Raw genomic sequence first — 26,454 nt, forward strand, 5'->3', positions numbered from 1 at the left:
ATCAGGCCACCCCTTCATCGGTCAAGGTGGCACAGACTTTTAGCACTTCGTCCACGCTGGTGACCCCGGCCAGGGCGTAGTCCAGCGCACAGGCGGCGAGCGGCCGGTAGTGGACACTGGTCTGGGCCGCTTCGGCAAAGCCTTGCGGGTCATTGCGGCGCAGGGCGGCGATCATGCCGTCATCCATTTCCAACAATTCATACACCCCCACGCGACCGGCATAACCGGTGTTGTGGCACTGGTGACACCCTGCGCCACGCTTGAAGCTGCGCCCGAGCAGCGGCGCTTTGTAGAGGTTTTCCAGCCAGACCAGCTGACGGGCATCCGGGGTGTGATCCTGCATGCAGTTCTCGCACACCCGGCGTACCAGGCGCTGGGCCAATACGGCATTCAGCGAGGTGGCGACGAGAAACGGCTCAGCGCCCATGTCGATCAGGCGCATGGCCGAGGTCAGGGCGTCGTTGGTGTGCAGGGTCGAGAGCACCAAGTGACCGGTGAGTGCCGCTCGCAGACCGATTTCGGCAGTTTCCTGGTCACGCATCTCACCGATCAGCACGATGTCGGGGTCCTGACGCAGCGCGGCGCGCAGCACGCGGGCAAAGCTCAGGTCGATCTTGGCGTTGACCTGCACCTGGTTGATGCGTGGCAGGCGGTATTCCACCGGGTCTTCCACGGTGATGATCTTTTTCTCCGGACTGTTCAGCTCCGACAGCCCGGCATACAGCGTGGTGGTCTTACCCGAGCCCGTCGGCCCGGTCACCAGCACCAGGCCAAACGGGCGTTGCAGCAGGCGACGGAAGCGCACCAGCATATCGGGCGGCATGCCGCTGGCTTCCAGGGTGGACACCCCGCCGGTTTGATCGAGCAAACGCATGACCACTGACTCGCCGTACTGCACGGGCATGGTCGAGACCCGCACATCGATGTTGTGGCCTTTAACGCGGATATTGAAACGGCCGTCTTGGGGCAGGCGCTTTTCGGAAATATCCAGCCCGGACATGATCTTCAGGCGCATCACCAGGGCCGAAGCGACCCGCGCCTCCTTCATCACCTGCTCATTGAGCACGCCGTCGATGCGCTGACGAATACGCACAACGCCTTCGTCGGGCTCGATGTGGATGTCCGACGCTTTCATCTGCACGGCGTCTTCAAACAGCGTTTGCAGCAGGCGCACCACCGGCGCTTCGGTGTTGCTGTCAGCACCGAGTTTGGACAGGTCGAAGTCGCTGTCCTTAAGTTCACCTTCCAGCTCACCGGCAATCGAGGCAATTTCACTGGTGCGCCGGTACACCGTATCCAGCGTCGCCAGCAGCTCGGCCTCACGGACCACCGCCGGGCGCACGCGAACCTTGAGGATGCGGTCCATTTCATCCAGGGCAAACAGGTCGAGCGGGTCGGACATGCCCACCAGCAGGCCATCGCCTTCGCGCGACAGCACCAGCGCGCGGAACCGTCGGGCCATGGCCTCTGGCAGTTTTTGCACCAACTCCTGATCGAACTTGAAGTGTTTGAGATCGATAAAGGGGATCTTCATCTGCTCGGACAAGGCGGTGAGCAGGCGCACCTCATCGACAAAGCCCATATCCACTACTGTACGGCCCAGTTTGGAGCCCGTACGCTTCTGATCCTGCAGGGCCAGTTGCAGCTGCGCATCGCTGAGCAAACCGGCCTGGATCAGCAGGTCACCGAGGCGCACCTTGCGCTGGCGAACATCATCCTGACTCATCAAAGGCCTCCAAGCGCCTTGGCGCGTTCACTGACGAAGCGTCGAGTGCTGTCGTCCAGGTCTGTGCCCAGGAGGGCCAGACGATAATGGCGGCCTGCTTCGGCCGGTTGATCGAGCTGCTCAAGGGCAATCGCCAGCCCGAGTTGCCAGGTTGACTGGCTGGGCCGTAGGGCGAGCAGACGCCGGTACAAGTCGGCACTGTTTTGCCATTGGTCGGTCTGTTGATAGCTGGCGGCCAGCAACGCAAAGTAAGTCGGTTCCTGTTCGAGGCGCGGCGGGTTCTGCTCCAGCGTCGCCACGGCACGACGGGTATCACCGGCCTGCAATTGCGCGCGTGCCAGTATCAGGCGTAGCTCACTGTCATCGGGCAGTTGCGCCAGTTGCGCGGGCAGCCAGTCGAGGAGACGCTGCTGATCGTCGGCCGCCAGATAGGCGCGGGCCAACCAGCGCAGCACCTGTGGGTCATGGCCACGGGTGTTTTGCAGGGTTTCCAGCAGGCTGATTGCGCGCGCGTGGTCACCTGCCTGCAAGGCCTGCCGCGCCAAGGTCAGGTTGTCGGGCTGGTACGCGGCAATCTTCACCTGCGGCGCAGCAACGGGTGCTATGGGTTGTACTGCGGGTGGAGGTGGCGAGGCGGAAACAGGCGTCGGTAATGGCGCACTGACCCACGCCGGCAGTGGCGCTTCACTGTGCGCGGTTTCGGCTTCGGCCGGGGGCAGGTTATCCAGTGCCAAAGGGGCATCAATCGCCTCAACAGGCGTATTCAGCGGCACGTCTATCCAGAGCATCCAGCGGTCACCTGCGGCGTCTAGGCGGTCAGACACTGCCAAGCTATTGCCCAGGCCGACCAGCAGGACTTGCACATCCGTACCCGAGTTCTCCACCCGCCAGGAAATGCTCCGGCCATCGCGCTGCAACCGCCCCTGCTGCAGTTCACCGGCCAGCTGGGTATCTTTCAGGCGCAGGCTGACAGCGCCACTTTCTTCGTTACGCTGATAGGCCACGCTGCGATCCAGCAGCAGCTGCAGCACCAAGCCACGTCCATCATGTTGCGGCAGCACGTCGAGTATCTGCACCGGCGACGGTACCGCCGAAGGGGTCGCCACGGGCGGCGTAACGGTGGCCACCTCAGGCGCTGCGCTGAGCAACCGATCAACCAGCAGGCCAAGTAGCACAGCGAGCACGGCCACCACCGCCAGCACCACAATGCTACGGCGCAGACGCTCATATCGGTCGCGGCGGGTCACAGCGGTTTCATCCACCGCGTACAGCCCATCCAACTGCAGCCGCTCACTGGGTGCGGCGCGCCGGGTTTCCAGGTCACGCAGCATGTCGTTCACCAGGCTCATGGCAGCCACTCCCGCCAGTGCGCCAGCCAGGGCCACGCGCCCACAACCAACACAATCGACAACACACCGGCCAACATGCCCCACCCCAACCAGGGGGAGCGCCGATGCAGGAAAGGTTGCGCACCTTCAGTATCGCGCTGGGCGCGTTTGACATGGCTGACACGCACCTGCCGCACCCCCTCACCGAAGGCCACCATCAAGGCTTTGTGCGCCAGGATATTGAGCAATCGTGGAATACCGCCGCTGCCCTGTACCAAGCACCGCACTGCGGGCATTTCAAACAGCGACTCGCCACGATAGCCGGCCACCGCCAGACGTTCGTTCAAGTAACGGCTGGTGTCTTTGACATCCAACGCACGCAGTTGATAGGAAAAGGTGATGCGCTGGCGCAGCTGACGAAACTCCGGACGCGCCAGGGTCGCATCCAGCTCGGGCTGGCCGAACAACACCACCTGCAGCAGTTTGGCCCGCTCGGTTTCCAGGTTGGTCAGCAGACGCAGTGCTTCCAGAGTCGCGGTAGGCAGTGCCTGGGCCTCGTCAATCAGTAGCACCGTGCTTTTGCCTGCGGCAGCCAGCTCAATCAGCCGTCGGTGCAAGGCCTCCAGTACCGCCTGGGTATCCAGCTCTTCAACACCTTCAATGCCCAGCTCACGCGCCAATGCCTGGCGCAAGCCCGTCGGGCTCATGCCCGGATTGGGCAAATAGGCCAGCTGAAAGCGCTCAGCGTCGAGCTCATTGAGCAACGTGCGGCAGAGTAACGTCTTGCCGGTGCCCACTTCCCCTGTGACTTTGATAAAGCCTTCACCTTCACCGAGTGCCACGCGCAGCAGGTTGAGGCACGCCTGATAGGGCGCCAACTGCACCAGAAAACCGGTGTTCGGGGTCAGCGCGAAAGGCTTTTCGTGCAGACCAAAGAAGGCTTCATACATCGGCCTATCTCAGCTCTTTGAAGGTTTGCGCACTCTTGCGCAGCTCATTCAGCCAGACCTCATCACTGACCACCTGCGGCCGCATGAGAATCACCAGCTCACTCTGCTGCAGTGCTTTGCGCTGCTGCTTGAACAGGTTGCCGACGATCGGCAGGGTGCTGGCCCAGGGAATGCTGGCGTCGGTATTTTCGTTGTTGTTCTGCAGCAGGCCGCCAATCACCACCACCTGGCCACTGCGGGCACGCACGATGGAGTCCGATTGGCGCGTGGTGGACAACGCCAGCGGCAGGTTGAATACATTGTCTTCGCCCAGGGTGATGGTCTTGTTCTGATCACGCACACGGCTGACGGTCGGCCGCACATGCAGGGTAACGGTGTCGTTCTGATCGATCTGCGGCGTGACGTCGAGGGAGATGCCGGAGAAAAATGGTGTCAGGGTGATGTCCTGGGTCGGCTCAGTAACGCCGCCCACCGTGGCCGTGGAGCCGGTGGAGGAGACATTGGTGACAAAGAATTCGTCAGTCCCCACCTTGATCACCGCTTTCTGGTTATTCAACGTGGAGATACGCGGGCTAGAGAGCACACGTACCTCACCTTGCGTCTCCAGCAACTCGATCAGCCCGGTGAAATCCCCCAGGGTCAGGGCAATGCCAAATACGCCATTGACCCCGGTTGGGCCACTCAGCGCCGCAGCCCCCAGGTTACTGCTGACATCACCACCGATCTGGTCCCAGCTGATGCCTGCCTGGAAGCCGTCGGAGAGCTGCACCTCGAGGATTTTGGTCTCCAGAATCACCTGACGCTGCAGGTTGATCTGCGCCTGCTCAAGAAAGCGCACGACGTTTTCCTGAGCAGCACTGTGCGCCCGCACCACCAGCAGACTGGCCTGCGGATTGACCATCACACTGCTGTTGCTGTCACCCGCCACGATCATTTCCACCACCTGGCGCACTTCATTCCAGAAGTCGACATTGCTGGAAGTGCTGACCTGGCTAGCGTTGAGGGTGGTCACAGTATTGCTGTTGCCGCTGGTGTTGGTGCTGTTGCTGAGGCCGCTACCCGCGTTGTTGTTACTGGTGCTTTCCACCTGCCCGGAGCTGACCCGTGTATCGGTCTGGCCGATACGCTGCAGGTTGAGGTAGTTGATGTCGTAACTGCGGGTAATCACCTGATTGGGCAGGATCTGGTAGCCATAGCTGGTACGGCGGAAGTCATAACCGTAACTGTCGCGCACCGCTGCGAGCACTTCATCGAGGGTGACACGACGCAAGCTGAAGGTAATGGTGCCGCTCACGTCCGGATGCACCACCAGGTTCTGCCCAGCACCCTCCATCAGGCTGAGAAAGAACTCACGCGCCGGCATGTCCTTGGCCGCCACATCAAAGCGCGGGCCACTGCTGAAACCGCTGCCCAGCGGCGGGATCAATGCGGCCTGCACGGCCAGCGGCGGCATCACCTTGGGTGCGGCCTGAGCCTGCTTGAGGCTGTCATCCAGCAACTTGCCGCTCTGCTCATAGAGTTGCGCGTCACCATCCTTGAAGGTCTGGCAGGCCACAAGCAGACAGCTCAGGCTCAACAGACAGACACTGGGCAAAAATCTGATCATGGGCATCATCGGCTCGGTTGCATAACGGGTTCAGCCAGGCGCAGCAGCTGTTGCTGGCCCTGGCGCTCAATCAATACGGACTGCGCATGGATGGCCAGCACCCGGGCATCGGCATAGCGCTCGCCAACCCTCAGGTTCTGTCCACCAATCACTGCGCGGCTGCCCTGGGCGCCACGCACGATGGCTTGCAATATCAGCGGGCTGTCGCCACTGGCCGTGGCGGCAGGCAACAGCTCGCGTGGTGGCTGGGTTGGGTCGATACCCACATTGTCGGCCAGCGCCGCACTGCTCAATAGCAGACTCAGTAACAGGACTTTAGACACCGACCCACCCCGCATGCCGACTCAATGTGTAGAGTTTCAGACGGATGCTGGCCTTGCTCGGGCCCGCCTCGCCAACCTGATAATCCAGGCTGTCCCAGTTGAGTTGCCAACCGCTGGCGTGCACTGCTTGCAGGTAGTTCAACAGGTCGAAATAACCACCTTCCAGCTGCAGCTCCAAGCCATGTTTATAGAGTGTCACCGCTGGGGTCGGCGGCGCTTTGTCAGCGCTTACCGGCGCCGCAGCCGGCTCGGCAGGAGCCAACTGTACCGGCTCACTGAAACTACTCATGCCCAGCACACGCAGCTGCGGTTGTTTGCGCAGCAGCTCTTGCAGCACCGTTTGCATTTTCTGCGGGGTGATCAGCTCTGCGGTGTGCTGATCAATCTGCTGGATGAGCCCATCACGATTCGCCGCTGCAGCGCTCAGGGCACGGAGGTATTGCTGATTGGGATCAGCCTCTGTGCGACGCTGCAATTCCAACCGAGCACTCTCGGCCTCAGCACGACGACCTTCGGCCACTTGCCAGTCACTCTGCTGCTTGGCCAGGCGCATGCTCAAGGGGTCGCCAACCAGCAGAACATAGAGCACCCCGAGCAGGCCCAGCGCCACGCCATACGTCAACCAGCGCTCACGCGTGGCCATACCCTGCCAGCGCTGTAGCCACTTATTCATCGCCGGCCTCCTTATCCTTCAGCTGGGACGAGAGGTCAAAATGCAGCAGTTGATCGTCACCACGCTGCACATCGAAACGCGCGAACTCACGCCCGCTGAATACGGCACTCTGCCCCAGACGCTGCAAGTACGCCGGCAGCAACTCCTGGTCCTGGCTGCGCCCCTGCAGACGAATATGCCGCCCCCCCTCGCGCAGGCTGATGCCGTTCAGCCACAAACCACTCTGGGGATGTTGCTCGGTCAGCGCCGCCAACGGTGCAACAAATCCGGCACTGCGTTGGCTGCCAAGCAGCTGCAAGTAAGCGACCAGTCGCTGCAACTCACGGTTGCCCTGCTCGCGTGCGGCCAGCTCCTCGGGTAATCGCTCATCCAGCGTGGGCTCGATAAAACTGCCAAGGGCCGATGCCAATTGGGCCTCTTCCTGCTGTGCTTGCAGCTGCTTCTCGGCCAGACGCTGTGCGCCGTGATGTAGCTGCCAGGCCTGCCAACTGGCATGGCCCAGGCACAGCAACAACACGACGCCTAATCCCAACAACATCTGCGCAGGACGCGGTCCACTCTGTTGTGTACGTTCAAGCTGATACAGATTGAGGTTTTGCATCAGCCAGCCTCCTGCCGCAGCGCCGCACCTACGGCGCCCATGCAATAGGCTTGCTCCTGCTCGGATAATTCGGCGCTGGCTTGGCCCGGAAACAGCTCACGCAAGTCCAGTGCCTGCAGCTTAACCGCCAAGCCGTTGGACAAGGCTTGCAGGGCTGCGGCGCCATTGCGCTTCATGGGCAACAGCAGCAGCCGGTTGATGTACCCCTTACCGAGCTGACTTTCGTAGTAATCGAGCGAACGCTGAATCTCCAGGGTCATCGCCGAGAACTCCGGGTCCGCCTGGTCGAGGCCCTGCTCGATTCGCCGCGCCATATACAAATCGGCGCCATGCTGAACAGCGATCAGCCCTTCACTGGAACGTAAACGTAGCAGCGCCAGGCTCATGCCCTCGCTGCCAGCCAGCACGCCCAGATTGCGGAACGCCATTTCGGTGACATCAATGCTGCCCAGGCGCAAATCCGCCTCGTTGCACATGGCCCCCAAGGCGTGCATCCGCGCCTTATTCAGGACAGCGCAATAGGCCATACGTGAGCGCCCACGGTAGGCATCTTCTGGCAGATTGAACGCATCGACGACGACGTTCTCGAGCGGCTCGCTGATCAGCTCCTTGACTCGCCAGCGCATCGCATCACGCAATTCAGTGGCCGGTACATCAGGGCTGTCGAGCAGCAACATCTGGTAAGTCGCAGGGTGCAACAGCAGGTTGACCGGCATGCCGGCAAAGCCCAGCTCATTGACCAGGCGTTTGAGCAAGGCAGGCTGTTCAACACTTGTGGCCTCATGGAATTGGCATTCCAGCAGGCGCGGCGGCTGGCCGGGCTCACGTAGCACGCGTGCCAGCGCAATACCTTCAGGACTGGTTTCGATGCCCAGCAAACCATTGGCGACTTTTATCTTTCTTTTAGCAAACCACGCCAACTGTAAACCCCACCACCCATAGCGACCCAGGCAATCCTGCCGGCCGCACAGTTTAGAATAGCTGTCAGGCGCGCCCCTGATGCTGATCAATGCCCCCTGCTGCAACGCCTGGAACCGTGCCTCGACTGCCCCTCACCCAACCGCCTGACCTCAACACCTTCGCCAGCCATATAGCAACGCCAGTTGCTAAACAGCACTGCACAGCCACGCGACATCAAAAGGCCATACATTGGTTGAAGACTGTATAACACAAAGCATAGGCCTCGACCCCTTGCAGCGCCCATCCCCGCCAAGGCCTTCGCCACGAACGAGGCGGGAAATGCGCCAAAGCAATGCACATCCACAACCCCGATGCACAGCTATGATTCATCCCCGCCAACCCTAGCTGTCATCGGCAACAACGGCCGCCAGGCTCTAAGCCCCTATTTACTAGCCCTGCAGCCAACGTAATAAAACTGGCACACAGCCTGCATAGACTCAAGCAATCCCAGTTTTGGGGACCTTGGTACAGGCAGGCCGGGGATTCCCCTCTTTTATTGCTCCATCAGGCTGACCACCAGCCGCCAGCGCCCGTCCACCTCTTCAGCGCGCCATTCACTGCGCAAAGGACGGGCCGCCACCACCTTCAAGACCAAATCCCTTCGCTCACGCTGCAAACGCCAGTTGGCCAAGCGCCCCTGTACTTCTAACTGGCCTTGCTGCTCGCGCCCAAAACTCTGCAAGCGCAGGATCACCACACCGCCTACATGCTCTTCATGCGGCATCGGCTCAACGTTGAACCAGAACTCCAACCGCTGCTCAAGCACGTCAACACGCTCAAGCCACAATGGGTCAGGCTGGAACATCCGGCCAATCATCAAACCAATCAAAAATCCAAACACACCCAATGAAGCAATCACCCGCACCCACGGACGGGGGCGCGGGTCTGTAGAATGCTGCTCGTCTTCAAGCTCGGAGCCGCGCATGTTTCACGTCATCCTTTTTCAACCGGAAATACCGCCCAATACCGGCAACATTATCAGGCTCTGCGCTAACAGCGGCTGCCACCTGCACCTGATCGAGCCGCTGGGCTTCGAATTGGATGACAAACGCCTGCGCCGCGCCGGGCTGGATTATCACGAATACGCCACCCTGCAGCGCCACGTCGACCTGGCCAGCTGTCTGGCGAGCATCGGCCGACCGCGCGTGTTTGCCTTTACCACCAAGGGCTCGCAGGCGTTCCACGACGTTAGCTATCAGCCTGGCGATGCCTTCCTGTTTGGCCCGGAAAGCCGCGGCCTGCCTCAGGAAATTCGCGACAGCCTGCCGCCCGAACAGCGTCTGCGCCTGCCGATGCGCGAAGGCTGCCGCAGCCTGAACCTGTCCAATACCGTCGCTGTGGCGGTCTATGAGGCCTGGCGCCAACAGGGGTTTGCCGACGCCCAGTAGCGCAGATCGTGCTGTACAGCGCCCATAAAAAACGCCCCGTAGGGCGTTTTTTGTTGCAACCGCAAACCTTAGTGCGCGGTGGCCGCTTCGCCAGCCTGCTGCATACGCTGCAGTTCCTGAGCGTAGAGGGCGTCGAAATTCACCGGCGCCAGCATCAGCGCCGGGAACGAGCCACGCACAACCAGGCTGTCCAGAGTTTCGCGAGCATAGGGGAAGAGGATGTTCGGGCAGAACGCACCCAGGGTATGGCTCATGGACGCCGCATCCAGCCCCTTGATCAGGAAGATGCCGGCCTGCTGAACTTCAGCGATAAAGGCGGTTTCTTCGCCAGTTTTCACGGTTACCGAGAGGGTCAGCACCACTTCATGGAAGTCGCCATCCAGCGCCTTCTGACGGGTGTTGAGGTCCATGGCAACGCTAGGCGCCCACTCCTGACGGAAGATTTCCGGGCTCTTCGGCGCTTCGAAGGACAGGTCACGTACATAGATACGCTGCAGGGAAAACTGTGGGTTTTGTTCGCCCTGAGCGGCGCCGTTGCTAGCTTGTTCTGTCATGGCAAAGCCTTCTTGTCGTTAGGTACGGGTAAACAGGGAATTAAGCCTTGAGCAGCGCGTCGAGCTTGCCCGCGCGCTCCAAGGCGTAAAGATCATCGCAACCACCCACATGGGTGTCGCCGATCCAGATCTGCGGCACAGAGGTCTGGCGCGCCTTGCGGGTCATTTCAGCACGCACATCTGGCTTGCCATCAACCTTGATCTCGTTAAAGGCCACGCCTTTGTGCGTCAGCAGTTGTTTGGCGCGGATGCAGTACGGGCACCAATCGCTGGAATAGATGACGACAGGCTGCATCTCACTTCACCAATGGCAGGTTGTCGCCACGCCAGCTGGCAATCCCACCGGACAGCTTGGCCGCGGTGAAGCCGGCCTTTTTCAGGTCACGGCAAACACCGCCGCTGTGCTGGCCCATGGCATCAACCACGATGATGGTTTTGGCCTTGTGTTTGTCCAGCTCAACCATACGAGCGGCGAATTTCTCGAACGGAATATTCAGTGCACCGACGATATGCCCAGCGGAAAAGTCCTTCTGCCCGCGGATATCCAACACCACGCCCTGCTCGCTGTTAACCAGGGCAGTCAGCTCGCGGCTGCTCAGGCTCTGTCCGCCCTTGCGCGCTTCGGTAAAGATCAGCAGCGCGAGCAGAGTTGCGAACAAACCGCTCAGGACATAGTGGGTGGTGGCAAATTCAATCAAGTTGGCAAGCATTGTGCAGTTCCGGGGCGGTAAAATGTCGGCCAGTATACACAGCCGCACAGGTCGGCCAAACCCCGCCCGGCGGTGACGTTTTCCACACTTGGCCGTAAAATGCCCAGCCTTGTTTCCCGCCCATCGACCCAGAGCGAACCAGCTTTATGAGCGCCACGCCCAAACCCCTGGTACTGATCATCCTCGATGGCTTCGGCCACAGTGACAGCCCCGAATCCAACGCCATCATGGCCGCCAACACGCCGGTCTATGACCACCTGCGCGCCACCCAGCCCCACGGCCTGATCTCAGGTTCAGGCATGGACGTCGGCCTGCCAGACGGGCAAATGGGCAATTCCGAGGTCGGCCATATGAACCTCGGCGCCGGCCGCGTGGTGTATCAAGACTTCACCCGAGTGACCAAAGCCATTCGTGATGGCGAGTTCTTCACCAACCCAACCATCACCACTGCCGTCGATAAAGCCGTCAGCGCTGGCAAAGCCGTGCATATCCTCGGGCTGCTCTCCGATGGTGGCGTGCACAGCCACCAGGATCATCTGGTGGCCATGGCCGAACTCGCTGCTCAGCGCGGTGCCGAAAAAATCTACCTGCACGCCTTCCTCGACGGCCGTGACACCCCACCGAAAAGCGCACAGCCGTCCATTGAACTGCTTGACGCCACCTTCGCAAAACTCGGCAAGGGCCGCATCGCCAGCCTCAGCGGCCGCTACTTCGCCATGGACCGCGACAACCGCTGGGACCGCGTCGAGCAGGCCTACGGGTTGCTGGTCGACGGTCACGGCCAGTTCAACGCTGCCACTGCCGTGGAAGGCCTGAATGCTGCCTACGAGCGTGGCGAAAGCGATGAATTCGTCAAAGCCACCACCATTGGCGAGCCCGTGCGCATGGAAGACGGCGACGCCGTAGTCTTTATGAACTTCCGCGCCGACCGCGCACGCGAACTGACCCGCGCCTTTGTCGAGCCGGGCTTCAAGGAATTCGAGCGCACGCGCGTGCCGCAACTGGCCGGCTTCGTCATGCTCACCCAGTACGCCGCGAGCATCCCGACGCCCAGCGCCTACAAGCCGGAAGCCCTGACCAACGTGCTCGGCGAATACCTGGCGAATAACGGCAAGACCCAACTGCGCATCGCCGAAACCGAAAAATATGCCCACGTCACCTTCTTCTTCTCCGGCGGCCGTGAAGAGCCCTTTGCCGGTGAAGAGCGCATTCTGATCCCGTCACCGAACGTCGCCACCTATGACATGCAGCCGCAGATGAGCGCGCCGGAAGTTACCGACAAGATCGTCGATGCCATCGAAAACCAGCGTTATGACGTGATCGTCGTCAACTACGCCAACGGCGACATGGTCGGCCACACCGGCGTGTTTTCCGCTGCCGTGGCTGCCGTGGAATGCCTGGACAGCTGCGTCGGCCGTATCGTCGCCGCGCTGGATAAAGTCGGCGGCGAAGCGCTGATCACCGCCGACCACGGCAACGTCGAGCAGATGGCGGATGAAAGCACCGGCCAGGCGCACACCGCACACACCTGCGAGCCCGTGCCCTTCATCTACGTTGGCAAACGCCCGGCGACAATCCGTTCAGGCGGTGTACTGGCCGACGTAGCCCCGACCCTGCTGACGCTGATGGGTTTGCCAGTACCAGCGGAAATGACCGGCACCAGCATCGTCGAGCTGAACTAAGCAACTGCCCGCAGCCAGGTGCAATGCCTGGCCTGCGGGCCGTCGCAACGTGACGTTAACCATGGCTCCCGGCCATTTTTTAGGCATACTAGGCGCGTTCTTAATTCAGGTGCCGCCCGCCCCATGTTTCGTGCCCTTGCCCTTATTTTCCTGACCCTCCTGCTGACGCCTGCGATCGCCGACGAGAAGAGCGATGCGCAGAAGCAACTGGATGCCGCGCGCGCCGATGTCGCCGAGCTGAAGCAACTGCTGGAAAAGCTGCAGCAGGAAAAATCCGGCGTGCAGAAAGACCTGAAGAAAACCGAAAGCGAGATGGGCCAACTGGAGAAGCAGGTCAAAGGCCTGCAGCAGGACCTGAAAAAAAGCGAAGAGGAAATCCAGCGGCTCGGTACCGAGAAAAAAAAACTTGAGGGCGCGCGCCTTGAACAGCAACGCCTGATCGGCATCCAAGCCCGCGCCGCTTACCAGAGCGGGCGCCAGGAGTACGTCAAGCTGCTCCTCAACCAGCAGAACCCAGAAAAGTTCTCACGCACCCTGACCTACTACGACTACCTCAGCGAAGCGCGCATGGAACAACTTGCGACCTTCAATGAAACCCTGCGCCAGCTGGCTAACGTCGAGCAGGATATCGCCAACCAGCAGAACCAGTTACTGGAGCAGAAAAGTGCTCTGGATGGCCGCCGCGAACAGCTCGCCAGCGTACGAAAGGAGCGTCAGCTGGCCCTAGCCAAGCTAAACAAGGAGTTTTCCGCCCGCGACCAGAAGCTCAAGGCCCGCCAGCAGGAACAAGCCAACCTTGCCCGCGTGCTGAAAACCATTGAAGAAACCCTTGCCCGCCAGGCCCGTGAAGCTGAAGCCGCGCGTCAACAAGCCCTGCTCGCCGAACGTGAACAATCGCGCAACAGCACTAATTCCGCGCCGACAGGTCCACTGGTAAGTTCTGGCGCCAGCTTCGGCGGCCCATTTGCCAAAGCCCGCGGCAAACTGCCCTGGCCAGTTGATGGTCGTCTGGTGGCTCGCTACGGCACACCGCGTGGCGGCGATGCCCGTACAAAATGGGACGGTGTGCTGATCGGCGCTTCCGCTGGCAGCCAGGTGCATGCCGTACATGGCGGGCGCGTGGTGTTTGCCGACTGGTTGCGTGGCGCCGGGCTTCTGGTCATTCTCGACCATGGCAACGGCTACCTGAGCCTCTACGGGCATAACCAGAGCCTGCTCAAAGACGCCGGGGATGTGGTCAAAGCCGGCGAAGCCATCGCCACCGTTGGCAACAGCGGTGGCCAGGAAACCTCAGCACTGTATTTCGCAATTCGCCAGCAGGGCCGCCCGATCGACCCCGCTCAATGGTGCCGCGCACAAGGATAAGTGCTGCGATTACCGATTCAGGACAGGAGTAAGTTCGACATGCCGCATCTGTTCCGCCTCACCGCCCTCGCGCTGGCAGTTACCCTGCTAGGTAACACTGCCGCCTTTGCCGCGCCAGCCGAAGCACCGGCCACCGCCAACGACAGCGCGCCACTGCCGCTGGACGACCTGCGCACCTTTGCCGAGGTGATGGATCGCATCAAGTCCGCCTATGTCGAGCCGGTCACGGACAAAACCCTGCTGGAAAACGCGATCAAGGGCATGCTCAGCAACCTGGATCCGCACTCGGCCTACCTGGAACCGGAAGCCTTCCGCGACCTGCAGGAAAGCACCAGCGGCGAATTCGGCGGCCTGGGCATTGAGCTCGGCACCGAAGACGGCTTTCTCAAGGTGGTCTCGCCGATCGACGACACCCCGGCATCCGCCGCAGGCATCCAGCCGGGCGACCTGATCGTGAAGATCGACGGCCAGCCAACCAAGGGCCTGTCGTTGATGGAAGCCGTGGAGAAGATGCGCGGCAAAGCTGGCAGTGACATCGAGCTGACCCTGGTCCGTGAAGGCGGAAAACCCTTCGATGTCGAGCTGACCCGCGCAGTGATCAAGGTCAAGAGCGTGAAGAGCCAGCTGCTCGACGATGGCTACGGCTACGTGCGCATCACCCAGTTCCAGGTCAACAGCGGCGAAGAAGTCGGCAAGGCCCTGGCCAAACTGCGCAAGGAAAATGGCAAGAAGCTGCGCGGCCTGGTACTCGATCTACGCAACAACCCCGGCGGCGTGCTGCAGGCGGCCGTTGAGGTCACCGACCACTTCCTCAAGAAAGGCCTGATCGTCTACACCGAGGGCCGTATCGCCAACTCCGAGCTGCGCTTCAATGCCGATCCGGCTGATGCCAGCGAAGGCGTGCCGCTGGTGGTGCTGATCAATGGTGGCAGCGCATCGGCCTCCGAGATCGTCGCTGGCGCCCTGCAGGATCACAAGCGTGGCGTGCTGATGGGTACCGACAGCTTTGGCAAAGGCTCGGTACAGACCGTGCTGCCACTGAACAATGACCGCGCCCTGAAGCTCACCACCGCGCTGTACTTCACCCCCAACGGTCGCTCGATTCAGGCTCAAGGCATCGTCCCGGACATCGAAGTGGCGCGCGCCAAACTGACCCGCGAGCAGGGCGACGAAACCATCAAGGAAGCCGACCTGCAAGGTCACCTGGGCAATGGCAACGGCGGCGCCGATAAGCCGAGCAAAGGCAAGACCAGCGCACCAGCACGCCCACAGGATGACGACTATCAGTTGAGCCAGGCACTCAATCTGCTCAAGGGGCTGAGCGTCACCCGCGGCGACTAGCCTTCAGCTGTAGAGGTACAACGCTAAAAAAGCCCGACCTTGAGTAATCAAGGTCGGGCTTTTTAATAACGCCTGAGACTACAGGTAGTTATTGGTCATCTCGTCAATAAAGCCTTCGGCGCGTAGTTCGTCCAACGCCTTCTGCAGACGCTGCACCACCTCATCAGGGGTGTCCTTGTTCAGCGCCAGATACAGCTCAGCCTCGTTGAAGCGCAGCGCGGTATTCAGACCACTGACGCCTTCCTGCTTAGCCAGATAGCGTCCCACGGGATCAGTGGTAGCCCACAGGTCGATCTTGCCGCTGAGCAGCTTCTTGATGTTCTCCTGATCACGCAGCGCATTGACCGGACTCAGCCCCTGGCTTTCCAGATGCTGGCTAACCGCGTCATTTTTGTAGGCACCAATTTGATACTGCGCTGCATCTTTGAGGCTAGCGACACTGACGTTATTACCTGGCGCTGCCAGCAGCACCCAACCGGTTTTAGCCAATGGTCCCACCCACTTGAACAGAGGCTGACGTTCAGCAGTGAACGTGGTGGAGAACAAGCCGTAGTTGGGTTTGTCCAGGGTCAGGCGGTATAAGCGGTCCCAAGGGAAGCGCAGGGTCAGCGTGTAGTTGATGCCGGCACGCTTGAACATCGCACGGACAATCTCGGCACTGATGCCGTCGATACCGTCATCACGGGCAAAGTTCTTGTCATCTACCGCCATGTTGAACGGCGGGAAGTTCTCGGTCAGCAACACCACTTTGTAATCGGCTGGAAGCTCTGCACGGGCAGCACAGGCACTCAGGACAAGCCCGAACAACAGGCTGGCTTTCAGGGTTTTCAACATAGGTCATTCCGCTCGCATGAATTGTGATTATGGCTAGCGGCATCCTTGCTCGGGCGGGTGCCCGGCGACGTATGGTACGTGGCGTCAACCATCCATGGCCGCGGGCCGGTTTGTGACCGGCCCACTGGTTTTGCGTATTACAGGTAGTTGTTCAGAATATCGTCGACAAAACCTTCGCTGCGCATCTTGTCCAGCTCGGCTTGCAGCTTCTGTACAACTTCATCCGGCACTTCTTTATTCAGCGCCAGATACAACTCTGCACTATCGAAACGCAGAATGGTTTTCAGCCCGGAGATGCCCTCCTGCTTGGCGAGATAACGGCCGGCGGGGTCGCCGGTAGCCCACAGATCAATCTGACCGGCCATCAGCTTCTTGGCGTTTTCCGTGTCGCGCAGAGCGGTAATCGGCTCCAGACCTTTTTCCACCAAGTGCTCGGCAATCGCGTCGCCCTTGTAAGCGCCAACTTTGTACTGCTTGGCGTCGTCCAGGCTGTTCAGGGTAATGCTGCTATCGGCTTTGCCGAGCAGCACCCAGTCATCCGGACCAATCGGGCCAACCCACTTGAACAGCGCCTCACGCTCCGGCAAACGCGCCGCAACAAACACGCCATAGCCAGGCTTTTCCAGCGCCAGCTTGTAGATGCGATCCCAAGGGAAACGCAGAGTCATGTTGTATTGGATGCCGGCACGTTTGAACATCTCACGGATGATGTCTACGGCAATGCCGTCAATATTGTCTTCCTGAGCGAAGTTCTTGCCGTTGATCGCCATGTTGTAAGGCGGGAAATTCTCGGTCAGTAGAACCATGCGGTAGTTCGGGTCGATTTCGGCCCGAGCACTGCCCGCAAGCACCATAACTGTGCCGGCAAGGGCGGCTAGTAAGTGTTTAAACATGATGTCTCACATCGATAGTTGGGCTAAGCATGCAAGCATACCCAGCACGTCCGGCTAAGCCCAGCCCAGGTTTGCCGAGGGGATCGACAGCAGCGGGTTAAAGATAACCGTCTTTGATAGCGGTCAATCCACCTTGAGCGCGCATATCGTCCAAGGCTTTTTGCAACTTCTGCACCACATCATCGGGGGTCTCTTTATTCAGCGCCAAGTAGAGGTCAGCACTGTTAAAGCGATGTACCACCTTGAGCGCACCCAGTGGCGACTGCTTAGCCATGTAGCGCCCGCCGACTTCATCGGTGGCCCACAGGTCGATCACGCCCTTCTCCAGCTTGTTGAGGTTTTCCTTGTCCTGCAGACTGGTTTGTACCGTCACGCCACGGTCGATCAGAAACTGTGAAATCGCATCATTGCGATAACCGCCGATCTTGTAGGCACCGGCCTGATCCAGGCTGTTCAACGTAATGCTGCTATCGGCCTTGGCCAGCAACACCCAGTCGCTCACGGCAATTGGCCCAACCCATTTGAACAGCGATTCACGATCCGGCGTACGAATCGTGGAAAACACCCCATACCCTTTGTTCTCTAATGCCTGCTTGTACTGACGATCCCACGGGAAGCGCAGGATCATCTGGCACTCAAGCTGTGCCTTGCTACACAGCGCACGCACTGTATCGCCGCTAATGCCCTGAACATCAGCATCCTTGGCGAAGTTGCCGCCGTTAGCCGCCATGCTGAACGGCGGCAGGTTTTCAGTCAGCAGAACCAAAGGCTCTGCGCGAGCAAAGCTGACGGCACACAACAGCCACACTGCGGTGAATAGCCGGATAGCGGACATAAGAACTCCGTGTATAGAAATGCCATTTATAGAAAGAGGGGCGCAGCGGGATGCTGAATGTATCAACCCGAACGCAGACAATCTGATTTTAGCGGGCGAGTCGACATTTTGCTGTCGACTCGCCCGCAGCAGTGGCCAGCAGGGCTGCCTGTTGATAGGCCCAAACCAGCGGCCACATGTAGACATCGCCGAGCTAGCCGTTAAATTGCTTCGTTTTTAAATGAGTGGGGGCACGCGGGCGTATTTGTAGCTCCGCCTAGCGGCGGCACATGATGAGGTTTGGGGGTGTCTACGCAACTAGGGACCATAAAGGCGCGATTACATCTGAGGGTGCGCGAGCTTATGAGCTAACAGATGCGGAGCCGCGTGATGACTCAAAGTAACTCGGGCGCGGGAACAGCTCTGTGCGTATTCGATCCAGCTTATCGCGCATTTTTGCGATGTCTGAGCGGTCGTCAGTCGTGTCGTTGATGCAGATGCATAGATGACGCCCGAGCGAGTCAAGCAGCGACGCCACCCGGTCATTCTCCACATCATCGGTGAACAGGTAGCGGCACTGCTCCCAGTCAATATCTGCTCGTCCATGGGTCGCACACCAATCAAGGTATAAATTAGCCAGGATGCTTTGACCTGTCCTGCGCCTGAATTTTTCCTGACGGACTTCGTCGAAAATATCAGGATGCGCCGCTTCAAGCTCCATCATCCAGCTCTTACGAATGCCTTTGGGGGCGTGCTCAGGGATGAACGCGATGCTCGATGCGCCATAGTTTTTTTGCATCCAGTGCCGCGCGTTACTGGCATCGTTATGACCCGACAGCTGCAGATCGGCATCACTGGTTGGAATAGCTTCTCGGGTTAAGAACACCATAGCGCCAACCGCGCTGAAAAAGTCTTTGGGCTGAACATGCCGGGTTAGCATTTGATCATCGTTGAATGAAACGAAGTGTTCCGCTAGGTCGGGGATATGGTGCAGCGCCGATTCGATCGCCCGGGATGAGAATGTCGGAAGATAGCGCGCATCCAGAATTTGCGAATGATCAACGATGCGCAGCCGAGGGTGCTCCGCGATAAAGCCCGGTACTTGCTGATCGGTGACAATAAAGATGTTGCCGTCTATGCCCCAGAACTGCTCCATCGAGCGAAGCAAAAACAACAAATCGTCGTTATCTCGATAGCGGCCCTCGCCGTTGGCAAAGGGCAGAAAGTCTTGGTGCGGTTCACCTGAGTGATATTCACGCTTGGCCCGCCAATTAGCGTCGCCTCCATCAACCCAAGTAATAACAGCATCAACTTGCATGTCTAATCCAGCTTTGATTCAGGGCAGTCACAACAATCGTCATACGCGCACGGCAAACGTAAGGCATTGAGTGCGATGCGCAGCGGTTTGAACAGCCCTTACGGGAAACGGCTTAAGGGGTGACGCTGGCGCACAACTCGTTGCCCCTTCGCACAAGGTAGCAACGCTCACTGACCTGCCAACTCGCTGACAGGGCTGCCGGCCAGCGAGGTTTAGCGCACGACAATCCCGCGAGCGGCCATGTAGGCCTTGGCTTCCGGCACGGTGTATTCACCGAAGTGGAAGATGCTCGCCGCCAGCACGGCCGCCGCTTTGCCTTCGATGATGCCGTCAGCCAGGTGCTGCAGGTTGCCGACGCCACCGGAGGCAATCACCGGGATGCCGACCATTTCACTGATGGCGCGGGTCACACCCAGGTCGTAGCCGCTTTTAACGCCATCCTGATCCATGCTGGTCAGGAGGATTTCACCGGCGCCGAGGTCTTCCATCTTCTTGGCCCAGAGCACCGCATCCAGGCCGGTGGGCTTGCGCCCGCCATGAGTGAAGATTTCCCAGCGCGGCGCTTCGCCCGGCTTGGAAACTCTCTTCGCGTCGATGGCCACGACGATGCACTGCGAGCCGAAGCGCGAAGCGGCTTCGCCGACAAACTCCGGGGTAAACACTGCAGCGGTGTTGATCGAGACCTTGTCCGCGCCGGCATTCAGCAGGTTGCGAATGTCCTGCACGGTGCGCACGCCGCCACCGACGGTTAGCGGGATAAACACCTGGCTGGCCATGCGCTCGACGGTGTGCAGCGTGGTGTCGCGGCCGTCGACGCTGGCGGTGATGTCGAGAAAGGTAATCTCGTCAGCACCCTGCTCGTCGTAACGCCGGGCAATTTCCACCGGGTCACCGGCGTCGCGGATGTTCTCGAACTGGACGCCCTTGACCACGCGGCCGTTGTCCACGTCGAGGCAGGGGATGATACGTTTAGCCAGTGCCATATCGGTATTTCCGTAGGGTATCGCGGGGCCGCCCAGGCGGCGCGCACCGCCAGAGCAGACGAATCAGCCCTTGAAGTTGTCGCAGAAGGTCTGCGCTTCAGCCACATCCAGAGTGCCTTCGTAGATGGCACGGCCGGTGATAGCGCCGATGATGCCGGGCGAACGCGCCAGCAGCAGCTTCTCGATATCGCCCAGGTTATGGATGCCGCCGGAGGCGATCACCGGGATACGGCTGGCCGCCGCCAGGGCCGCCGTAGCTTCGATGTTGCAGCCCTGCATCATGCCGTCTTTAGCGATGTCGGTATAAACGATGGCCGAGACACCATCAGCCTCGAAACGCTTGGCCAAATCAGTGGCCTGCACAGTCGATACTTCCGCCCAACCGTCGGTGGCGACGAAGCCATCTTTGGCGTCCAGGCCGACGATCACCTTGCCCGGGAAGGCTTTGCAGGCATCGGTGACAAACTGCGGGTCTTTCACCGCCTTGGTGCCGATGATCACGTAGCTGACGCCAGCGCGCACGTAATGCTCGATGGTTTCCAGGGTGCGGATACCACCGCCAATCTGAATCGGCAGGTTCGGATAGCGCTTGGCGATTGCCGTGACCACTTCACCGTTGACCGGCTGACCTTCGAAGGCACCGTTGAGGTCGACCAGGTGCAGACGGCGGCAGCCGCCCTCGACCCACTTGGCGGCCATGCTCACCGGGTCATCAGAAAACACCGTGGAGTCTTCCATGCGGCCTTGGCGCAGACGCACGCAGGCGCCGTCCTTCAGATCGATAGCGGGGATAATCAGCATCGGTTGAACCTGCTCAAGTCGTGTGAATTCGGTGGGTCAGCTCTTTTCGAGTGCCCAGAGGTCGCTTTCGATGCTCTCGAACCGTTCTTTCAGGTGAGCCTGCACATCAAAAATCGCCCGATTGTAGTAGTGCGGTGCAATCTCGCGGGCAAACAGTTCGAGCACCTCAGCGGCCTCGAAACTGCCCAGTTCCAGCTCAAAGCGCTCGGCCATGAACCGTTTGAGCACCAGGCAGGCTTCACGCTCCTGCTCGGCACTCAAGGTCATGATCGGCGGTTTCGCCTTGCCTCGGCTCATTTACCAGCGGCCATCCCAGGCGGCGAAGTTCTGCAGCAGCTGCAGGCCATGGGTATGGCTCTTTTCCGGGTGGAACTGCACGGCAAAACGCGAGCCTTCAGCCAGCGCCGCGGCGAAGTCCTTGCCGTAATGGCCACGACCGACCACCTGCTTGGGGTTGCCAGCCTCGATGTAATAGCTGTGCACGAAGTAGAAACGCGCCAGGTCCGGAATGTTGTGCCACAGCGGGTGTTTGACCGACTGCGCCACCTCGTTCCAGCCCATATGCGGCACCTTCAGCGGCTCGCCGTCTTCGACCATGTCCTTGCCGAAGAAGCGCACTTTGCCGGGGAACAGACCAATGCAATCAACGCCATCGTTCTCTTCGCTGTGCTCCAGCAGCGCCTGCATGCCCACGCAGATGCCGAGAAACGGCCGATCCGCGCTGACTTCACGCACCAGGCTGTCGAAGCCCAAGCGCTTGATCTCGGCCATGCAATCGCGGATCGCACCCACGCCGGGGAATACCACCCGGTCGGCTTCGCGAATCACCTGGGCATCACTGGTCACTAGCACCTTGCCGGCGCCTACGTGCTCAAGGGCCTTGGCCACCGAGTGCAGGTTGCCCATGCCGTAATCGATTACTGCAACTGTCTGCATTTACAGGCAGCCCTTGGTCGAGGGCATCTGCCCAGCCATACGCTCATCCAGCGTCACGGCCATGCGCAGGGCGCGACCAAACGCTTTGAACACCGTTTCAATCTGGTGGTGGGTATTGGTGCCACGCAGATTGTCGATGTGCAGCGAAACCAGCGCGTGGTTGACGAAGCCCTGGAAGAACTCCTGAAACAGGTCGACATCAAAGCCGCCGACCACGGCGCGGGTATATGGCACGTGCATCTGCAGGCCTGGACGGCCGGAGAAGTCGATCACCACGCGCGACAACGCTTCATCCAGCGGCACGTAGGAATGGCCGTAACGAGTCATGCCCTTCTTGTCACCGATGGCCTGGGTAAAGGCCTGCCCAAGAGTGATGCCGACGTCTTCCACGGTGTGGTGATCATCGATATGCAGGTCGCCCTTGCACTGGATATCCAGATCGATCAGACCGTGACGGGCGATCTGATCGAGCATGTGCTCAAGGAACGGCACGCCAATATCGAACTTGGCCTTACCAGTCCCATCCAGGTTGATCGAGACCTTGATCTGGGTCTCCAGGGTATTGCGCTCGACGGATGCCGTACGTTCGGCCATCACCAGCTCCAGAAATTGCCCACGGAAAAAGGCTGGCATTATAGGCGGGCATCCGCCTGGGCGGCTACCGGCGGCGATCAGAGGCACAGACTAATGGCCCAACCGAAGCCTCGCAGCCTGCGCGAGCCCGTGGGGAAACTCACCCCGAGCAGGGAACCGGCCACCGACTTACCTATCCAACTGCCAGAGCAGACGGTTCGAAAGCCCAGGCGCGACGGGCCCGGCCAGAGTCAGCCACACTGCGCACCTGCAAAAGCCGCTTGCAAAATCACGGCGTAAACGGGACTGTCGGCGGTCAAGGTAAAAACGCTGGCGCTATACTCGCCGGCTCGAATTGCAGCTCTTCACCATCCCGTTTCGAAACAAGGATTCGCACATGAAAGCGCTCGGCAAAATTCTCGGCCTGTTTTTTCTCGGGCTCTTGCTGATCATCGTGGCGCTGGGCTTTGCCCTTACCCACCTGTTCGATCCCAACGATTACAAAGATGAAATTCGCCAGCTTGCACGCGACAAGGCCAACCTGGAGCTGACCCTCAAGGGCGATATCGGCTGGAGCCTGTTCCCTTGGCTCGGCCTGGAGCTGACCGACGCCACCCTCGCGAGCGTCAGCACTCCAGACAAACCGTTCGCCGACCTGCGCCTGCTCGGCCTGTCGGTACGCGTGCTGCCACTGCTGCACAAAGAAGTGCAGATGAGCGACATCCGCATTGATGGCCTCAACCTCAACCTGCAGCGCGACGAGAAAGGCCGCAGCAACTGGGAAGATGTCGGCAAACCGGCCAGCGCCACGACTCGAACAGCCGACGCCCAAGCACCGAGCACCGATAGCGCACAGACCGACAGACCAGCCACCGAGCCAGGCGAAAGCAGCCAGCCGTTGAAACTGGATATCGACAGCCTGATCGTCAACAGCGCGCGCATCGACTACCACGACGCACAGAAAGGCCAGCAATTCAGTGCCGAAAGTATCCAACTGACCACCGGCGCGATACGCGAAGGCGCGGGCATCCCGGTCAAACTCAGCGCCTTCTTCGGCCTCAACAAACCGGTACTGCGCGCACGCAGCGAGCTGCAAGGCGAACTGCGCTTCGACCGCGCACTCAAGCGCTATCAGCTGGAAGATGCCAAGTTCTCCGGGGAGGTCTCCGGCGAGCCTTTCGACGGCCAGACCCTGACCTACTCGGCACAGGGCCAGCTTTTGGTTGATCTGGCCGCTCAAGTTGCCGAATGGAACGGCCTGAAACTCTCCGGCAACCAGTTGCGCGTCCTCGGCGAGTTGAAAGTCCGCGACCTCGACAAGCAGCCAAAACTCAGCGGCGGCCTGTCCATCGCACCGCTTAACCTGCGCGAGTTCCTCGCCACCATCGGCCAGAAACTGCCGCCGATGAATGACGACAAGACCCTCAGCCAATTTGAACTGGTCACACGCCTCAGCGGCACCGATAACAGCCTGACCTTCGAAGACCTCAAGCTGACCCTGGATGACAGCCACTTCAGCGGGCAAGTGGCGGTAGCCGACTTCGCCAAACAGGCTCTGCGCGTGCAACTCAAGGGCGACCAGCTGAACATCGACCGTTACCTGCCCGCACCGTCCAAGGACACCAAGGGTGCCGGCGCCGCACGCAAGGCTGAGGTCAAGGCCAGCGTCGCCAGCGCCGGGCAGAGCGGCAGCACGCCGTTGCCCGACGCACCGACCCAGCACGCCTGGAGCAGCAGCGAAGTACTGCCGATCGAGACACTGCGCAAGCTCGACATGCAGCTCGATATTGGCCTGGACCAGCTCACAGCTCAGCAACAAGCGATCAACAACTTCAGCGTCAAGGCACAGAGCAAAGGCGGCCTGCTGACGCTGCAGGATGTGCGCGGCAACATCGGTAACGGCAGCTTCGACGCCAAGGCCAGCATCGACGTGCGCCCGGCCGTGCCGCTGCTTAGAGTGCAGAAAAACCTCAGCAGCATCCCGGTTGAGCCGTTCCTGAAAAAGCCCGACCAACCGTCACCGGTCAAAGGCCTGCTGGACCTCAACGCCAACCTGACCACCAGCGGCAACAGCCAGCGCGCCTGGATAGACGGACTGACGGGCGAGGCCAGCTTCCTACTCAACGACGGCGTGCTGGTCGACGCCAATCTGGAACAGCAACTGTGCCGCGGCATCGCCACGCTCAACCGCAAATCCCTGAGCAGCGACCCACGCGGCAAGGACACACCCTTCGAAACCCTGCAAGGCAGCCTGATCCTGCGCAACGGCGTGGCCCACAACCCCGATCTCAAGGCCGTTATTCCGGGCCTGGCGGTCAGCGGCAATGGCGATTTGGACCTGCGCATCCTCGGTCTCGACTACCGCGCCGGCATCACCATCACTGGCGATCAACGCGAAATGCCTGACCCGGCCTGCCAGGTCAACGAGCGCTATGTCGGCATCGAATGGCCGGTGCGCTGCCGCGGCCCGCTGGAGATGGGCGGCAAGGCCTGCCGCCTGGACCAGGACGGCCTGGGTAAAGTCGCTGCCAAACTCGCAGGCAACAAGCTCAATGAGAAGATTGAAGAAAAGCTCGGCGATAAAGTCAGCCCCGAGCTGAAAGATGCACTCAAAGGCCTATTCAACCGATGAGCCCCGAGCAATTTTCTGACGCAGTACTGAATTGGTACGACAGCCACGGGCGCAAGGATCTGCCCTGGCAACAGGGCATAACGCCTTACCGTGTCTGGGTCTCAGAGATCATGCTGCAGCAAACCCAGGTCAGCACCGTGCTCGGTTATTTCGACCGATTTATGGCCGCATTGCCGACGGTAAATGACCTGGCCGCAGCGCCAGAAGACGAAGTGCTGCACCTGTGGACAGGCCTCGGTTACTACACTCGCGCGCGCAACCTGCAAAAAACCGCGCAAATCGTTATGCGCGAACATGCCGGCGACTTCCCCCGCGATGTCGACCAGCTCACCGAACTTCCCGGCATCGGCCGCTCTACCGCCGGCGCCATCGCCAGCCTGAGCATGGGCCTGCGTGCACCGATCCTCGACGGTAACGTCAAACGCGTCCTGGCGCGCTACGTGGCGCAGGAAGGCTATCCCGGCGAGCCGAAGGTGGCGAAACAGCTGTGGGATGTAGCCGAGCGCTATACCCCGCATGCCAGAGTCAACCACTACACCCAGGCGATGATGGATCTGGGCGCCACCCTGTGTACCCGCAGCAAACCCAGCTGCCTGCTCTGCCCGCTAAAAAGCGGCTGCCAGGCGCACCTGCTCGGCCTGGAGATCCGCTACCCAATCCCGAAACCGCGCAAGGCACTGCCACAGAAGCGCACGCTGATGCCAATCTTCGCCAACCGCCACGGCGAGGTGCTGCTTTACCGCCGCCCTTCCAGCGGCCTCTGGGGCGGCTTGTGGAGCCTGCCAGAGCTGGAGCACGCGAATGCTATCAACAGCTTGGCCAGCCAACACGGTTTGCAGCTCGGCGCACAACGCGAGCTGAGCGGCCTGACCCACACCTTCAGCCACTTTCAGCTGGCCATCGAGCCCTGGCTGGTGCAGGTCGACGCCGCGCCTGCTGCCGTGGCCGAGGTTGACTGGCTCTGGTATAACCTCGCCACCCCGCCGCGCCTGGGCCTCGCCGCCCCAGTGAAGAAACTGCTGAAGCGCGCGGCCGATGCACTCGCAGCAAATACTGGAGAAACGCCATGACCCGCACCGTACAGTGCCGCAAACACAAGCAGGAACTCCCCGGCCTGGACCGCCCGCCCTACCCAGGTGCCAAAGGTGAGGACATCTTCAACAACGTATCCAAGCAAGCCTGGGACGAATGGCAGAAGCACCAGACCCTGCTGATCAACGAACGTCGCCTGAACATGATGAACGCCGAAGACCGCAAATTCCTCCAGGTCGAGATGGACAAATTCCTCTCCGGCGAGGAATACGCCCAAGCCGACGGCTACGTACCGCCCAGCGCGTAACAGCTGCACATTGGCCAGCAGCAACAAACACTCCTGCTGGCCATCACACCCCCGCAAAACCTCCGTTCGCAGCTAACCGCCCGTAATAATTAAATATTTTTCAAACTCACGCTTGACACCCACC

The 26,454-nt window shown here is 60.3% G+C and carries 28 protein-coding genes; 7 read left to right on the forward strand and 21 right to left on the reverse strand.

All coding sequences use genetic code 11. The features are described 5' to 3' along the window. Position 1: 1 nt before the first annotated feature. From ALTER154_RS20170 to ALTER154_RS20210, 9 genes are all read right to left on the reverse strand, one after another. Positions 2-1,726 carry a GspE/PulE family protein gene (locus tag ALTER154_RS20170; protein WP_160089741.1) on the reverse strand — a complete coding sequence of 575 codons (1,725 nt, stop codon included), beginning with the start codon at positions 1,724-1,726 and terminating at the stop codon, positions 2-4. Then, a complete protein-coding gene (locus tag ALTER154_RS20175; protein ID WP_160089742.1) occupies positions 1,726-3,075 on the reverse strand; it encodes a lipopolysaccharide assembly protein LapB in 1,350 nt (449 codons plus the stop codon). Before ALTER154_RS20175 ends, ALTER154_RS20170 begins: the two co-directional genes overlap by 1 nt. Next, positions 3,072-4,004, reverse strand: coding sequence for an ExeA family protein (locus ALTER154_RS20180; RefSeq protein ID WP_160089744.1), 933 nt, complete (start codon positions 4,002-4,004; stop codon positions 3,072-3,074). Before ALTER154_RS20180 ends, ALTER154_RS20175 begins: the two co-directional genes overlap by 4 nt. Before the next feature lie 4 nt (positions 4,005-4,008). After that, a complete protein-coding gene (locus ALTER154_RS20185) occupies positions 4,009-5,610 on the reverse strand; it encodes a pilus (MSHA type) biogenesis protein MshL (protein ID WP_256665670.1) in 1,602 nt (533 codons plus the stop codon). Between the two features lie 5 nt (positions 5,611-5,615). Continuing rightward, positions 5,616-5,933: a Type II secretory pathway component gene (locus tag ALTER154_RS20190; RefSeq protein WP_256665671.1), complete on the reverse strand. Its 318-nt coding sequence runs from the start codon at positions 5,931-5,933 to the stop codon at positions 5,616-5,618. Beyond that, entirely contained in the window at positions 5,926-6,606 is a 681-nt protein-coding gene (locus ALTER154_RS20195) for a type II secretion system protein GspM (protein ID WP_160089750.1), read from the reverse strand. Before ALTER154_RS20195 ends, ALTER154_RS20190 begins: the two co-directional genes overlap by 8 nt. Continuing rightward, positions 6,599-7,207 carry a PilN domain-containing protein gene (locus ALTER154_RS20200; RefSeq protein WP_160089752.1) on the reverse strand — a complete coding sequence of 203 codons (609 nt, stop codon included), beginning with the start codon at positions 7,205-7,207 and terminating at the stop codon, positions 6,599-6,601. Before ALTER154_RS20200 ends, ALTER154_RS20195 begins: the two co-directional genes overlap by 8 nt. After that, positions 7,207-8,127: an MSHA biogenesis protein MshI gene (locus ALTER154_RS20205; RefSeq protein ID WP_160089754.1), complete on the reverse strand. Its 921-nt coding sequence runs from the start codon at positions 8,125-8,127 to the stop codon at positions 7,207-7,209. The genes ALTER154_RS20200 and ALTER154_RS20205 overlap by 1 nt, the downstream gene beginning before the upstream one ends. Before the next feature lie 533 nt (positions 8,128-8,660). After that, entirely contained in the window at positions 8,661-9,092 is a 432-nt protein-coding gene (locus tag ALTER154_RS20210) for a hypothetical protein (protein ID WP_160089756.1), read from the reverse strand. Here ALTER154_RS20210 and trmL point away from each other — a divergent pair. After that, entirely contained in the window at positions 9,091-9,555 is a 465-nt protein-coding gene (gene trmL, locus ALTER154_RS20215) for a tRNA (uridine(34)/cytosine(34)/5-carboxymethylaminomethyluridine(34)-2'-O)-methyltransferase TrmL (RefSeq protein WP_160089758.1), read from the forward strand. The genes ALTER154_RS20210 and trmL overlap by 2 nt on opposite strands. A 68-nt stretch (positions 9,556-9,623) precedes the next feature. On the opposite strand, the gene secB is transcribed toward trmL, so the two are convergent. Genes secB through ALTER154_RS20230 form a run of 3 tightly spaced genes read right to left on the reverse strand, consistent with a single transcriptional unit; the run spans position 9,624 to position 10,819 of the window. Beyond that, positions 9,624-10,109 (reverse strand): protein-export chaperone SecB, encoded by a 486-nt coding sequence (gene secB / locus ALTER154_RS20220; protein WP_090254767.1) that lies wholly within the window; start codon positions 10,107-10,109, stop codon positions 9,624-9,626. A gap of 40 nt (positions 10,110-10,149) precedes the next feature. After that, a complete protein-coding gene (gene grxC, locus ALTER154_RS20225) occupies positions 10,150-10,404 on the reverse strand; it encodes a glutaredoxin 3 (protein WP_090254765.1) in 255 nt (84 codons plus the stop codon). 1 nt (position 10,405) lies between these two features. Then, positions 10,406-10,819 carry a rhodanese-like domain-containing protein gene (locus tag ALTER154_RS20230; RefSeq protein WP_090254763.1) on the reverse strand — a complete coding sequence of 138 codons (414 nt, stop codon included), beginning with the start codon at positions 10,817-10,819 and terminating at the stop codon, positions 10,406-10,408. 146 nt (positions 10,820-10,965) lie between these two features. Here ALTER154_RS20230 and gpmI point away from each other — a divergent pair, with 146 nt between their 5' ends. From gpmI to ALTER154_RS20245, 3 genes are all read left to right on the forward strand, one after another. Continuing rightward, entirely contained in the window at positions 10,966-12,501 is a 1,536-nt protein-coding gene (gene gpmI, locus ALTER154_RS20235; protein WP_160089760.1) for a 2,3-bisphosphoglycerate-independent phosphoglycerate mutase, read from the forward strand. A 123-nt stretch (positions 12,502-12,624) separates the two neighbouring features. Continuing rightward, entirely contained in the window at positions 12,625-13,866 is a 1,242-nt protein-coding gene (locus ALTER154_RS20240; RefSeq protein ID WP_160089762.1) for a murein hydrolase activator EnvC, read from the forward strand. A 39-nt stretch (positions 13,867-13,905) separates the two neighbouring features. After that, on the forward strand, positions 13,906-15,207 hold the full coding sequence (locus tag ALTER154_RS20245; RefSeq protein ID WP_160089764.1) for a S41 family peptidase: 1,302 nt from the start codon (positions 13,906-13,908) through the stop codon (positions 15,205-15,207). A 78-nt stretch (positions 15,208-15,285) separates the two neighbouring features. Here the strand turns inward: ALTER154_RS20245 and ALTER154_RS20250 are convergent, their stop codons facing one another. The 9 genes from ALTER154_RS20250 to hisB form a co-directional block, all read right to left on the reverse strand. Continuing rightward, positions 15,286-16,041 (reverse strand): ABC transporter substrate-binding protein, encoded by a 756-nt coding sequence (locus tag ALTER154_RS20250; RefSeq protein WP_160089766.1) that lies wholly within the window; start codon positions 16,039-16,041, stop codon positions 15,286-15,288. Between the two features lie 137 nt (positions 16,042-16,178). After that, positions 16,179-16,934, reverse strand: coding sequence for an ABC transporter substrate-binding protein (locus tag ALTER154_RS20255; RefSeq protein WP_090254752.1), 756 nt, complete (start codon positions 16,932-16,934; stop codon positions 16,179-16,181). A gap of 97 nt (positions 16,935-17,031) precedes the next feature. Further along, the gene (locus ALTER154_RS20260) at positions 17,032-17,769 is read right to left on the reverse strand and encodes an ABC transporter substrate-binding protein (protein ID WP_160089768.1); all 738 of its coding nucleotides are present in this window, start codon (positions 17,767-17,769) and stop codon (positions 17,032-17,034) included. 340 nt (positions 17,770-18,109) lie between these two features. Beyond that, a complete protein-coding gene (locus ALTER154_RS20265) occupies positions 18,110-19,066 on the reverse strand; it encodes a stealth family protein (RefSeq protein ID WP_160090228.1) in 957 nt (318 codons plus the stop codon). A 212-nt stretch (positions 19,067-19,278) separates the two neighbouring features. Beyond that, the gene (gene hisF, locus ALTER154_RS20270) at positions 19,279-20,049 is read right to left on the reverse strand and encodes an imidazole glycerol phosphate synthase subunit HisF (RefSeq protein ID WP_160089770.1); all 771 of its coding nucleotides are present in this window, start codon (positions 20,047-20,049) and stop codon (positions 19,279-19,281) included. A 63-nt stretch (positions 20,050-20,112) separates the two neighbouring features. Beyond that, positions 20,113-20,850: a 1-(5-phosphoribosyl)-5-[(5-phosphoribosylamino)methylideneamino]imidazole-4-carboxamide isomerase gene (gene hisA, locus ALTER154_RS20275; protein ID WP_160089772.1), complete on the reverse strand. Its 738-nt coding sequence runs from the start codon at positions 20,848-20,850 to the stop codon at positions 20,113-20,115. A gap of 36 nt (positions 20,851-20,886) precedes the next feature. After that, on the reverse strand, positions 20,887-21,147 hold the full coding sequence (locus ALTER154_RS20280) for a DUF2164 domain-containing protein (protein WP_160089774.1): 261 nt from the start codon (positions 21,145-21,147) through the stop codon (positions 20,887-20,889). Then, complete coding sequence (gene hisH, locus ALTER154_RS20285) at positions 21,148-21,786, reverse strand: imidazole glycerol phosphate synthase subunit HisH (RefSeq protein ID WP_090254742.1); 639 nt, start codon at positions 21,784-21,786, stop codon at positions 21,148-21,150. After that, a complete protein-coding gene (hisB, locus tag ALTER154_RS20290) occupies positions 21,787-22,380 on the reverse strand; it encodes an imidazoleglycerol-phosphate dehydratase HisB (protein ID WP_160089776.1) in 594 nt (197 codons plus the stop codon). 376 nt (positions 22,381-22,756) lie between these two features. Between hisB and ALTER154_RS20295 the strand changes: the two genes are divergently transcribed. From ALTER154_RS20295 to ALTER154_RS20305, 3 genes are read left to right on the forward strand one after another with little or no spacing between them, the layout of a single operon-like run. Further along, entirely contained in the window at positions 22,757-24,991 is a 2,235-nt protein-coding gene (locus ALTER154_RS20295) for an AsmA family protein (protein WP_160089778.1), read from the forward strand. Further along, positions 24,988-26,061 (forward strand): A/G-specific adenine glycosylase, encoded by a 1,074-nt coding sequence (gene mutY, locus ALTER154_RS20300; RefSeq protein WP_160089780.1) that lies wholly within the window; start codon positions 24,988-24,990, stop codon positions 26,059-26,061. Before ALTER154_RS20295 ends, mutY begins: the two co-directional genes overlap by 4 nt. After that, on the forward strand, positions 26,058-26,330 hold the full coding sequence (locus ALTER154_RS20305; protein WP_090254736.1) for an oxidative damage protection protein: 273 nt from the start codon (positions 26,058-26,060) through the stop codon (positions 26,328-26,330). The genes mutY and ALTER154_RS20305 overlap by 4 nt, the downstream gene beginning before the upstream one ends. Positions 26,331-26,454 lie beyond the last annotated feature (124 nt).

The sequence above is a fragment of the Pseudomonas sp. 9AZ genome, assembly GCF_902506525.1.
Taxonomy (GTDB): Bacteria; Pseudomonadota; Gammaproteobacteria; order Pseudomonadales; family Pseudomonadaceae; genus Aquipseudomonas; species Aquipseudomonas peli.

Excerpts from the sequence above, each read along its gene's own strand:
- grxC (WP_090254765.1), bottom strand. The coding sequence starts at position 10,404 with ATGCAGCCTGTCGTCATCTATTCCAGCGATTGGTGCCCGTACTGCATC.
- trmL (WP_160089758.1), top strand. The coding sequence starts at position 9,091 with ATGTTTCACGTCATCCTTTTTCAACCGGAAATACCGCCCAATACCGGC.
- gpmI (WP_160089760.1), top strand. The coding sequence starts at position 10,966 with ATGAGCGCCACGCCCAAACCCCTGGTACTGATCATCCTCGATGGCTTC.
- ALTER154_RS20200 (WP_160089752.1), bottom strand. The coding sequence starts at position 7,207 with ATGCAAAACCTCAATCTGTATCAGCTTGAACGTACACAACAGAGTGGA.
- ALTER154_RS20210 (WP_160089756.1), bottom strand. The coding sequence starts at position 9,092 with ATGCGCGGCTCCGAGCTTGAAGACGAGCAGCATTCTACAGACCCGCGC.
- hisF (WP_160089770.1), bottom strand. The coding sequence starts at position 20,049 with ATGGCACTGGCTAAACGTATCATCCCCTGCCTCGACGTGGACAACGGC.
- ALTER154_RS20250 (WP_160089766.1), bottom strand. The coding sequence starts at position 16,041 with ATGTTGAAAACCCTGAAAGCCAGCCTGTTGTTCGGGCTTGTCCTGAGT.
- ALTER154_RS20255 (WP_090254752.1), bottom strand. The coding sequence starts at position 16,934 with ATGTTTAAACACTTACTAGCCGCCCTTGCCGGCACAGTTATGGTGCTT.
- ALTER154_RS20265 (WP_160090228.1), bottom strand. The coding sequence starts at position 19,066 with ATGCAAGTTGATGCTGTTATTACTTGGGTTGATGGAGGCGACGCTAAT.
- ALTER154_RS20240 (WP_160089762.1), top strand. The coding sequence starts at position 12,625 with ATGTTTCGTGCCCTTGCCCTTATTTTCCTGACCCTCCTGCTGACGCCT.
- hisA (WP_160089772.1), bottom strand. The coding sequence starts at position 20,850 with ATGCTGATTATCCCCGCTATCGATCTGAAGGACGGCGCCTGCGTGCGT.
- hisB (WP_160089776.1), bottom strand. The coding sequence starts at position 22,380 with ATGGCCGAACGTACGGCATCCGTCGAGCGCAATACCCTGGAGACCCAG.
- ALTER154_RS20230 (WP_090254763.1), bottom strand. The coding sequence starts at position 10,819 with ATGCTTGCCAACTTGATTGAATTTGCCACCACCCACTATGTCCTGAGC.
- hisH (WP_090254742.1), bottom strand. The coding sequence starts at position 21,786 with ATGCAGACAGTTGCAGTAATCGATTACGGCATGGGCAACCTGCACTCG.
- ALTER154_RS20305 (WP_090254736.1), top strand. The coding sequence starts at position 26,058 with ATGACCCGCACCGTACAGTGCCGCAAACACAAGCAGGAACTCCCCGGC.
- ALTER154_RS20245 (WP_160089764.1), top strand. The coding sequence starts at position 13,906 with ATGCCGCATCTGTTCCGCCTCACCGCCCTCGCGCTGGCAGTTACCCTG.
- ALTER154_RS20295 (WP_160089778.1), top strand. The coding sequence starts at position 22,757 with ATGAAAGCGCTCGGCAAAATTCTCGGCCTGTTTTTTCTCGGGCTCTTG.
- secB (WP_090254767.1), bottom strand. The coding sequence starts at position 10,109 with ATGACAGAACAAGCTAGCAACGGCGCCGCTCAGGGCGAACAAAACCCA.
- ALTER154_RS20280 (WP_160089774.1), bottom strand. The coding sequence starts at position 21,147 with ATGAGCCGAGGCAAGGCGAAACCGCCGATCATGACCTTGAGTGCCGAG.
- mutY (WP_160089780.1), top strand. The coding sequence starts at position 24,988 with ATGAGCCCCGAGCAATTTTCTGACGCAGTACTGAATTGGTACGACAGC.
- ALTER154_RS20195 (WP_160089750.1), bottom strand. The coding sequence starts at position 6,606 with ATGAATAAGTGGCTACAGCGCTGGCAGGGTATGGCCACGCGTGAGCGC.
- ALTER154_RS20185 (WP_256665670.1), bottom strand. The coding sequence starts at position 5,610 with ATGATCAGATTTTTGCCCAGTGTCTGTCTGTTGAGCCTGAGCTGTCTG.
- ALTER154_RS20170 (WP_160089741.1), bottom strand. The coding sequence starts at position 1,726 with ATGAGTCAGGATGATGTTCGCCAGCGCAAGGTGCGCCTCGGTGACCTG.
- ALTER154_RS20260 (WP_160089768.1), bottom strand. The coding sequence starts at position 17,769 with ATGTCCGCTATCCGGCTATTCACCGCAGTGTGGCTGTTGTGTGCCGTC.
- ALTER154_RS20175 (WP_160089742.1), bottom strand. The coding sequence starts at position 3,075 with ATGAGCCTGGTGAACGACATGCTGCGTGACCTGGAAACCCGGCGCGCC.
- ALTER154_RS20180 (WP_160089744.1), bottom strand. The coding sequence starts at position 4,004 with ATGTATGAAGCCTTCTTTGGTCTGCACGAAAAGCCTTTCGCGCTGACC.